At 76.1% G+C, this 7,936-nt stretch carries 1 protein-coding gene; it reads left to right on the top strand.

The features are described 5' to 3' along the window. Positions 1-98: 98 nt before the first annotated feature. The coding region (locus tag C1A33_RS15890; protein WP_243407604.1) for a non-ribosomal peptide synthetase at positions 99-7,936 on the top strand (7,838 nt) is incomplete at its 3' end.

Here is a 7,936-nt window from a genome sequence, read left to right as displayed (position 1 = left end):
CCCCCGCCCCGCACCAACATCCCGCCGAGCACGGGCCGGCCGCGCCGTCCGTTACCGCGGGAACGTTGATCTTGGCGGGTGGCTCCGAGGGGCCGGCGGTGGAGCCGGGTGTTACCGCGGGAACATCGATCTTGGCCGGTGGCTTCGCGGGGCCGTCGGGGGCGGTCGAGCGGGAGGTCGGCGAGGAGCTGGCCGCGCGGCTCGCGGCGCTCGGGCGGGAGCGGGGGCTGACGTTCAGCACGATCCTGCGCGTGGCGCACGCGGTGCTGCTCGCCCGGGCGGTCGGGCGCGACGACGTCGTGTTCGGCACGGCCGTCTCCGGGCGGCCGCCGGAGCTCGCCGGGGTCGAGGCGATGGTCGGCATGTTCGTCGCCACCGTCCCGGTCCGGGCGCGGCTGCGCGCCGACGCGACGTTCGCCGAGGTCATGGCCGATCTCCAGGCCGCCCAGGGCGAGCTGTTCGCGCATCATCACCTGGGCCTCGCCGAGATCCAGGCGCTCGCCGGCGGCGGGGACCTGTTCGACACCCTGCTCGTCGTCGAGTCCTACCCGTTCGACCCGGCGACGCTCCTCCCGCCGGACGGCCCGCGCCTGACCGGCCTCGACGGCCATGACGCCACCCACTACGCGCTCACCGTCCGGGTGATCCCCGGTACCCGGCCGCGCCTCACCTTCGGCTACCAGTCAGACCTCCTCGACGGGGCGACCGTCGCCGGGCTGGCGGACCGCCTGCTCGCACTGCTCGCGGAGATCGCCGCCGACCCGGACCGGGCCGTCGGCTCGGTCGCCGCCCTGCCCGCCGCCGAGCGTGCCCGCCCCGACCTCACTCCCGCCCCACGCGCCGCCGGCCCGGCCCCGTTCACCGCGCCGGACCAGGTCGTCGAGGTGGCGTCCGACGCCGAGCAGGTGGCGTGGACCGAGGCGACGCTGCCGGAACTCTTCGAGGCGCGGGTGCGACGCGCGCCGGACGCGGTGGCGCTGCGCTGGCGCGACGTCACGCTCACCTACGCCGAGCTCGACGCGCGGGCGAACCGGCTCGCGCATCTGCTGCGCGGGCGGGGCGTGGGACCGGAGTCGCTCGTCGCGGTGGCACTGCCGCGCTCGGTGGACCTGGTCGTCGCGCTGCTCGCCGTGCAGAAGGCCGGCGGCGCCTACCTGCCCGTCGACCCGGCGTACCCGGCCGAGCGGATCGGCTACATGCTGCGCGACGCCGCCCCCGTGTGCGCGGTGACGACCATCGAGGCACGCGCCAGCCTGCCGGCGCGCGCCGGGGTGCCGCTCGTCGCCCTCGACGACCCGCACGTCGCCGCCGCCCTCGCCGACCAGCCGGCCACCGTCCCCGGCCCGCGGGGCCGGGCCCGCCCGGACAACCTCGCCTACGTCATCTACACCTCCGGGTCGACCGGCCGTCCCAAGGGGACGCTGGTGCCGCATCGCAACGTGACGCGGCTGTTCGCCGACACCCGGGTGTACTTCGGTTTCGGCGCCGCGGACGTGTGGACGCTGTTCCACTCGGCGTCGTTCGACTTCTCCGTCTGGGAGCTGTGGGGACCGCTGCTGCACGGGGGGCGGCTCGTCGTCGTCGACCACGAGGTGTCCCGCTCGCCCGAGCAGTTCCTCGACCTGCTGGCCCGCGAGTCCGTCACCGTCCTGAACCAGACGCCGTCGGCCTTCGCCGCCCTCGTCGACGCCGACCGGGACGCGGGTGCGGCGCGGCCGCCGCTCGCCCTCCGACTGGTGATCTTCGGGGGTGAGGCGCTGGACACGAGCCGGCTCGCGCCCTGGTACGCCCGGCATTCGGACGACGCGCCCCGGCTGGTCAACATGTACGGGATCACCGAGACGACGGTGCACGTCACGTACCTGGCGCTGGACGCGTCGGCCGTCGGCGCGCGGCGCGGGGTGATCGGCGAGCCCATCCCGGGGCTGCGCGCCCGACTGCTCGACCGGCACCTCACCCCGGTCCCGCCGGGCGTGGCGGGGGAGATCTACGTCAGCGGCGCCCAGCTCGCCCGCGGCTACCTGGGCCGGCCCGCGCTGAGCGCCGCCCGGTTCGTCGCCGACCCGTACGGCGAGCCGGGCGATCGGATGTACCGCACCGGCGACCTGGCGCGCCTGCGCCCCGACGGGACCCTGGAGTACCTCGGCCGGGCCGACGACCAGGTCAAGATCCGTGGCTTCCGGATCGAGCCGGGGGAGATCGAGGCGGTGCTCGCCGCCGATCCGGCTGTGCGGCGGGCCGTCGTCATCGCCCGCACCGACGCCACCCCCGGCGATGCAACCCCGGGCGATGCAACCCCGGGCGACGGGGAGGGCCGACACCGGCTCGTCGCCTACGTCGTGCCGAGTGGGTCCGCGCCCGTCGACGGGCCGGCGCTGCGGGCTCGGGCGGCGGCGGCGCTGCCCGACTTCATGCTGCCCGCCGCCGTCGTCGTCCTCGACGCGCTGCCGCTGACCGGCAACGGCAAGCTCGACCGGGCGGCGCTGCCCGCGCCGGACCTCGCCGCGTCGGCGACGGGCCGGGCCGGGCGCACCGACCTGGAGCGGACGCTGTGCGCGGTGTTCGCCGCCGTGCTCGGCGTCGACCGGGTGGGCGCCGACGACGACTTCCTCGCCCTCGGCGGCGACAGTATCCTCGCGATCGGGCTGGTCAACCGGGCGCGGCGCGACGGCGTGCGGGTCACCCCGCGGGAGGTCTTCGTCCAGCGCACGCCGGCGGCCCTCGCCGCCCTCGTCGCCGCCCGCACCACCCCCCAGACCGCCGCCGCGGAGGCAGCCGGGTCCTCCGCGGCGGCGCCACTCGCGGCCGACAACACCGCCGAGACGGCGTTCGGCCTGCTCACGCCGCTGCCGATCGTCGCCCGGCTCGCCGGGTGGGGCGGCCGGATCCGCCGGTTCAACCAGGCGTTCCTCGTCCGTACGCCGGTCGGCGCCGACGAGGACGGCCTGCGGGCGGCACTCGGCGCGGTCGTCACGCATCACGACGGGCTGCGGGCCCGCCTGGTGCGGCCGGCGCCGGCGGTGTGGCTGCTGCGCGTCGACCCGCCGGCCGCCGACGCCGACCCGGAGCTGCTCACCCGCATCGACGTCGCCGGGCTGGACGCGGGCGCGCTGCGGGCGGTCGTCGCCGCCGCGTCCAGCTCGGCCGCCGGCCGTCTCGACCCCGACACGGGCAGCACCGTGCGTGCGGTGTGGCTCGACGCCGGGCCGACCGAGCCCGGCCGGCTGGTCCTCGTCGCCCACCACCTGGTCGTCGACGGCGTGTCCTGGCGGATCCTGCTGGCCGACCTGCAGGCCGCGCACGCGGCGGTGCGCGCCGGCGAGCGGCCCGCGCTCGACCCGGTCGGGACGTCGCTGCGCACGTTCAGCAGGATCTTCGGTGAACAGGCGGTCGCACCCGACCGGCTCGCCGAGCTCGACCACTGGCTCGCGACGCTCGCGCCCGGCGGACGGCCCTTCCCCGAACCGCCCCGCCCGGTGTCGAGCCCGGACGCGCCGCTGGGGCCGGACGCGGTCGGCACCGTCGCCGGCACCGAGCGGCTGCGCGTCGACCTGCCGGTGGCGACCACCACCGCCCTGATCACCGGTGTGCCGGCCGCGACCGGCGCCGAGATCACCGACGTCCTGCTCGCCGGCCTGCGCCGCGCGATCCCCACCCCGCCGCCCGGCGGCACCGGCGACGGCGACCTGCTCGTCGACCTGGAACGGCACGGGCGCGAGCAGATCGAGCCCGAGGTGGACCTGTCCCGCACCGTCGGCTGGTTCACCAGCATCGCGCCGGTGCGCCTCGCCCCGGCGCGACCCACCGCCCGCGACACCCTCGCCGACGTCACCGCCGCGCTGCGGGCCGCGCCGGGCGGCGGCCTCGGCTTCGGCATGCTGCGCCACGCCAACCCACTCGCCGGTCCCGCTCTCGCCGGCCTGCGCGGGCCCCAGGTGCTGTTCAACTATCTGGGCCGCTTCGGGGCCGACCGGCGTGCCGACTGGGCGCCGGCCGCCGAGTTCGACGCGCTCGCCGCCGACCCCGATCCCGACCTCGGCGTCGGCTACCCGCTGACCGTCGACGTCGCCTGCGTCGAGACGCCCGACGGCCCGCGGCTGCGCGCCACCTTCACCTACCTGACGGGCTCGCTGGCCACCGGGCAGGCGGCCGATCTCGCCGAGGCGTACCTCGATGCCCTGCGGGACCTGGCCACCCTGGCCGGGCCGCGGGCCGAACCGGCCGCGGCTGCGGCCGAGCTGATCACGCTGTCGGCGGCGGAGTCCGCGCGGATCGCCGCCGACTTCCCGGCGCCGGTGGAGGCGGTCTGGCCGCTGTCGCCGCTGCAGGAGGGCCTGCACTTCCACTCGGTGCTCGACCGCACCAGCGACGCCTACACCGCCCAGTTCTCCCTCGACTTCGGCCACCGGCTCGACGCCGACCGGCTGCGCCGCGCGACCAAGGCGTTCATGGCCCGCAACCCCACCGTGCGCGCCGGCTTCCTCAGCGAGGGGCTGCCGCGGCCGGTGCAGGTCATCGCCCGCGACCTGCCCGCACCCGTCGAGGAGATCGACCTGAGCGGTCTGCCCGTCGGCGAGGGCGCCCGCCGCGCCGAGCGGGCCGCCGCCGACGACCGGGCCCGCCCGTTCGACATCACCCGCCCGCCACTGTTCCGACTCACCCTGCTGCACCTGCCGGGCGGGCGCGACCGGCTCGTCATCAACCGGCAGGTGCTGCTGTGGGACGGCTGGTCGGGGGCGCTCGTCGTCGAGGGCCTGCTCGCCCTGTACGCCGCCGACGGGCAGGCGCCGCCGCCCGCCCCGGCCGGTTCGTTCGAGGACCACCTGCACTGGCTGCGCGAGCGGGACACCGACGCGTCCGCGCAGGCGTGGCGGCGGGCGTTCGCGGGCCTCGTGGGCCCGACGCTCGTCGTGCCGGCGGCCCGCGGCCTCGCGCCGGTCGCCCCGGCGCGGATCACCGCCGCGCTGCCCGATCAGGCGGCCCGGGCGGTGCGCGCCGCCGCCCGCGCGCACGGCGTCACCCTGAACACGCTGTTCAACGCCGCGCTGGCACTCGTCCTCGCCGGCGCGACCGGCGCGGACGACGTCGTGTTCGGCACCACCGTCGCAGGTCGGCCGACCGAGCTCGACGGCATCGACGAGGTCGTCGGCCTGTTCCTGAACACCGTGCCGGTGCGGGTCCGGCTCGACCCGAACGAGCCGGTCGGCGACCTGCTGCGCCGTGTCGCCGCCGACCGACTCGACCTGCTCGACCACGAGTACCTCGGCCTCGGCGACATCCAGCGCGCCGCCGGCCAGCCGGTGCTGTTCGACACGCTCTACGTGCTGCAGAACTTCATCGACGAGGTGGCGAACGAGCAGACCACCGACCGGCACGGCATCGTCGCCACCAGCAGCCTCGACCACACGCACTACCCGCTGACGTTCGTCCTCGCCCCCGGCGAGACGATCACCGTCCGGCTGGAGCACCGCACCGACGTCGTGCCCACGGGCCTGGCCGAGACGTTGTTCGCCCGCTTCCTCGCCGTCATCGACACCCTCGCCGGCGAACCCGACACCCCGGTCGGCCAGCTCGACCTGCTGTTGCCGGCCGAGCGGGAGCGCCTGGCCGCCGAGGCGGCCGTCCCGGCCCGCCCGACGGGCACCGAGACGATCGCCGACCTGCTGGCCGTGCGCGCCGCCGTCGCCGGCGACCTCGACGCGCTCGTGCTCTCGCTGCCCGGCCTCGGCGAGCGGCGCATCACCTACGCCGACCTCGACGCGCGGGTGAACCGCCTGGCCCGGCTGCTGATCGCGCACGGCGCCGGCCCGGAAACGGTGGTCGCGCTCGGCCTGGGGCGGACGCTGGACATGGTCGTCGCGCTGTTCGCCGTGCTGCGCACCGGCGCCGCCTACCTGCCCCTCGAACTGGACCATCCGCCGGCCCGGCTGCGCGAGACGGTCACCGACGCCGGCGCAGCCCTGGTCCTGACCATCACCGCCACCCGCCGCTACCTCACCGAGGCTGACGCCGGCGCCGACGCGTCGGCCAGTTCGCCGCCGCTCGTGCCGGCGGGGGAGCGGTGGCTGGAGCTGGACGATCCGCAGCTCGCCGCCGAGCTGGCGGCGACCTCGGCCGAGGCGCTGACGGACGCCGAGCTCGGCCTGTTCGCCCGCGGCCGCGCGGACCGCCTCGACCATCCCGCCTACGTGATCTACACGTCCGGGTCGACGGGCCGGCCCAAGGGAGTCGTCACCCCCTACCGCGGCCTGACGAACATGCAGATCAACCACAAGACCGAGATCTTCGACCCGACGATCGCCTCGGTGGGCGGGCGGCGGCTGCGGATCGCACACACCGTCTCGTTCGCGTTCGACATGTCGTGGGAGGAGCTGCTCTGGCTCGTCGAGGGCCACGAGGTGCACATCTGCGACGAGAACCTGCGCCGCGACGCCGAACGGCTCGTCGCCTACTGCGACGCCCACCGCATCGACGTCGTCAACGTCACCCCCACCTACGCGCTGGCCCTGTTCGAGGTCGGCCTGCTCGACACCGGCTCCCTCGACACCGGAACCCTCGATGCCGCACGCCCCGGGCACCGGCCGCCGCTGGTCATGCTCGGCGGTGAGGCCGTGCCCGACTCCGTCTGGAACCGGCTGCGCGACACCGACGGCACCGCCGGCTACAACCTGTACGGGCCGACGGAGTACACCATCAACACCCTCGGCGCCGGCACGTCCGACAGCGCGACGCCGACCGTCGGCCGGCCGATCCGCAACACCTGGGTGCGTGTCCTCGACCGCTGGCTGCGCCCCGTCCCGGACGGGGTCGCCGGCGAGCTGTACATCGCCGGCGAGGGTCTCGCCCGCGGCTACCTCGGCCGGTTCGCGCTGACCGCCGGCCGGTTCGTCGCCGACCCGTTCCAGACCGGCGGGCGGATGTACCGCACCGGCGACCTGGTGACCCGGCGTCCCGACGGCAACCTGGACTTCCTCGGCCGCACCGACGACCAGATCAAGATCCGCGGGCACCGGATCGAGCTCGGCGAGGTCAGCGCCGCGCTCGACGGGCACCCGGCGGTCAGCCAGTCCGCGGTCGTCGCCGTCCCCGACCCGACCGCGCCGGACGCGAAGCGGCTCGTCGCCTACGTCGTGCCCGCGGAGCGCTCGGCGGACGACCGGGCGGCCACCGAGACCGCGCAGGTCGGTGAGTGGAACCAGATCTACACCGACGAGTACGAGCGGATCCCGACCGCCCTCACCGTCGAGGACTTCGCCGGCTGGGACTCCAGCTACGACGGCCAGCCCATCCCCGTCGAGCACATGCGCGCCTGGCGGGCGGCGACCGTCGAGCGGATCCGGGCGCTGGCGCCACGCCGGGTGCTGGAGATCGGCGTCGGCACCGGCCTGCTGCTGGGCCCGCTCGCGCCGGACTGCGAGGCCTACTGGGCCACCGACTTCGCCGCGCCCGTCGTCGCGAAGCTGCGCGCCGAGGTGGCGGCCGACCCGGCCCGCTTCGGCCGCGTCGAACTGCGCCAGGCTCCCGCCCACGTCACCGACGGGCTGCCCGCCGGGTACTTCGACACCGTCGTCGTCAACTCGGTCATCCAGTACTTCCCGAGCGCCGACTACCTGCGCCGGGTGCTGCTCGGCGCGTTCGACCTGCTCGCCCCCGGCGGCTCGCTGTTCGTCGGCGACGTGCGCGACCTCGGCCGGCTGCGCGCGTTCCACAGCGGCATCGAGCTCGCCCAGTCCGGTCCGGTGACCGACCCGGCCCGCTTCGCGGCGGCCGTGGACCGGCGCCTCGCGCTGGAGAAGGAGCTCGTCGTCGCGCCGGCGTTCTTCCTCGACCTGGCGGCGGACGCCGGGCTCGAGGTGTGCGTGCGGGTCAGGCGTGGCCGGCACCGCAACGAGCTGACCCGCCACCGCTACGACGTCGTCCTGCGCCGTCCCACCCC

The organism is Frankia canadensis (assembly GCF_900197875.1).
Taxonomy (GTDB): Bacteria; Actinomycetota; Actinomycetes; order Frankiales; family Frankiaceae; genus Frankia; species Frankia canadensis.
The sequence above is the reverse complement of the archived record's forward strand: the minus strand, read 5'-3'. Positions and strand labels throughout refer to the sequence as shown.